This is a genomic window from uncultured Campylobacter sp. (assembly GCF_937949835.1).
Classification (GTDB): Bacteria; Campylobacterota; Campylobacteria; order Campylobacterales; family Campylobacteraceae; genus Campylobacter_B.
The window spans coordinates 1-2,831 of record NZ_CALEDC010000087.1 but is presented as its reverse complement, the minus strand read 5'-3'; the positions used below and the strand labels follow the sequence as shown (position 1 = coordinate 2,831).

General features: G+C 39.1%; 3 protein-coding genes. 1 reads left to right on the top strand and 2 read right to left on the bottom strand.

The window, feature by feature from the left end:
- Nucleotides 1–195: hypothetical protein (locus Q0256_RS01940; protein ID WP_297959572.1), on the top strand; the 195-nt coding region annotated here is incomplete at its 5' end.
- A gap of 785 nt (nt 196–980) precedes the next feature.
- On the opposite strand, the gene Q0256_RS01935 is transcribed toward Q0256_RS01940, so the two are convergent.
- The gene (locus tag Q0256_RS01935; protein ID WP_297959570.1) at nt 981–1,316 is read right to left on the bottom strand and encodes a hypothetical protein; all 336 of its coding nucleotides are present in this window, start codon (nt 1,314–1,316) and stop codon (nt 981–983) included.
- Between the two features lie 83 nt (nt 1,317–1,399).
- Nucleotides 1,400–2,740 carry a hypothetical protein gene (locus Q0256_RS01930; protein ID WP_297959568.1) on the bottom strand — a complete coding sequence of 447 codons (1,341 nt, stop codon included), beginning with the start codon at nt 2,738–2,740 and terminating at the stop codon, nt 1,400–1,402.
- Between the last annotated feature and the right edge of the window lie 91 nt (nt 2,741–2,831).

Below are 2,831 nucleotides of genomic sequence, written 5' to 3'. Positions count from 1 at the left end.
TTATACAAAATTTCGCTTTTCACTCCGTTTTATAAAATAATAGATTTGCAATACGACATTGGAATTTTAAAATTTTATGATGATGAAATTTTAAAATTTACAAGGTATGGTTTGCGTAATAATTTTAATTGCGAAGTAAAATTTGGCGCTTCACTGCAAAATTTAATTCCTAAATTTCGGAATTTTATGAAATAAAATTTTAAAATTTTGGTGCGCGGAATTTAAGCGTTATAGCGTTATAAAATTTACGCTCTAACCCGCTCATTTGGTTTATAATTTTTGCTGCCACCGCAAAAAATCCGTCGTGTTCGCACGAGCGAAATTCCGCCACTGATAGCAGAAAGCGCGGCATCAAGCGCAAATCCTCGCTGCGGGTAAAATTCTGTCATTGACGATAAAAGCTAGATTTATCGATACGACAATTCTTGAAGCGCGGTAGAATTTACTAACGACGATAAAAGCATAGTGTGGTTACGGCGAAATTTAAAATTTGCGCCCGCCGAATTTCGCCGCGCCGTCATTTTGTCGTTTAAATTTTAAATTCCATCCGCGTCGGTTTTACCGAAACTAGGCATAAAATCTGATGATTAACTCTCTGGCGAGCGCTAAAATCACGACAAAAATTATAAATTTTAATAAAGATTTTTGTCGTATCGCGACAAGCATAACGATGCCAAATAAAATGAGCGCAATGTCTAAAAATGTATCTTTCATACGCTTAATTGAAATTTAATCAAAATACTAAGTATGATAAGAAGTATTATAAAGCGCAGGATTGAGCGTATGGAGGATAGGTCGCCAAATTCTTTGTCATATTCCTTTTTTACCTCCCACTCGGCTTTCCATGCGAACATTTTTACTATAAAATCCAGCATTTTCATCTCCTTTTTTAAGGCGAGTCGCATAAAAACGAAATTCTGTCGCTCCACGTGAAATTAAAGAATTCTATCTAATCGGCGCTTAAAATTTTTAATTTTGGACTATTTGTCGGCGTTTTGGACGAGCGCTTTTTCGTATTTTTCGATAAAGCTTCGCCCTGCCTCGCATAGGCGGTAGATGAAAATTTTCGACGCCTTGCCTGCATCAAGCCCCGTATCCTTAATGCTTTCGCGCTGCAGGTAGCCCCAGTTTTTATGAATTATGTCAAGAGTCGATTTGATCGAGGTGTAGTTGCGTCCGCTTGCGGCTGCGAATTCGTTCACGGGTCTCATAAACTCCGCATCGCTTTGTTTATTGCGACACAAAAGCCCATCTTCGCCTTGCGATTCGACCAGTTTTAGCGTTTCATAAATGAGTTTGTCTTTTAATTTGATCATCGGCTTTCCCTTATGTAATTGATATGGGTTTGCCAAAATTATATCATAAAATTTATATTTTTATGATATGAGATGTCAATAAATCAGAAGCTAAGCGCGAATTCATGAAACGGCACTACATCGCAGCGGATGCCCTCAATCTCGAGCCTACCGGAGTTTGCCATAGAAACGACTTTTAAGCTCGTGATGCCGAGTCTCTTGAGCGCGCTTAAGATTTTGCGGAATTTTAAAAAGATAATGTCTGCGTCGCTGAATGGGATGACGAGAACCCCCATCTTTAGAGCAGGCAGGTAAAAATCCAGCTCTTTTGTGTAAAAAATCGGCGTATTTAGCCCCAAAAGCTCGCAGAAAAGGACGTTGGCAAATTTTTTAGTGAAGTCCTTTTTGCTTGTTAAAATTTCGCGCATATTAAAATGCGAAAAATATAGCTTTTTTGCGCGCGTAGGTTCGCCAGCTTTGCTTAAAAATCTGATGAAATTTTCCCGCTCAAGTTTGGCGATAGTGCCGTATACGGCATCTTTGGATATTTTGATGCGCGGCTTTAGCGCGGTGTAAATTTTATTTGCGCTAAATGCGGTGTGAACGAAGCTTAGGCACTCTTTGAGGATTAAAATCTCCGTGCGGCTAAAGTTTGCCGTAAGCAGCTTCTGCTCGAATTCTAAGATTTCGGCAGGCGCCATGAAGGGGTTTTTTGCGCCGCCGCCTTGGGCTAAAAACGCCGAAATCATCGAGTTTATCTCGTTGTGGCGCTTGTCGAAGGCAATAAATTCCTCAAACGAAAGCGGCAAAAGCTCAAGCCGCTCAAAGCCCGGCAGGATCAACTCTTTATCGCGAGTAGAAATTATAAAGCGCTTTAAATTTAGCCCCCCAGCGAAGCTTTGAAGCGATGAAATTTCAAAATCGGCGCTACTAAAATTATCTAAAAAAAGCGATGAAATTTGCTTGTTGGCGACTAAAAATTCTTTGATCTCTCGGAAGAAATTTTCACTCCTGCTTTTTGCGCCGTAGAACTCCGCATTTTTTATGTTGTTTGAGCCGCCTGTGCTTGCGTTTTTTATATCTGTATTTTTTACGGCGGCGCGATAAATTTCATCTACGCTGGGCATATCCGCGTCTAGCGTAGCTTCTCTACTTATTTCATATTCATTTGCTTCGCTAGCCTTTGTATTGTCCGCACTATTTCTAGCCGCAAAAATTGCATCATTCACTACCGCCTCTTCAAGGCGTAGATCGGCTAAATTTAGATACAAAATTTCATCTTTTTTAAGTTCTGAAATTTCATTTTTTAGCACGGCGCTTTTGCCAGAATTTAGCACTCCATAGATTATGGTTTTGGGCGAGTCTATACCTCTTTTGCGCGGGATAAAGCCCATAAATTCCGGCGGGTTTTCGTAAAAAAATTTTAGATCATTCATAGCGAGCATTTTAAAATTTTCCTTATTAAAAGGAAATAAATCTGAAAAATATTTATGAGATTTTTATATCCATTTTAAATTTATCCAAAATTTTTGTATT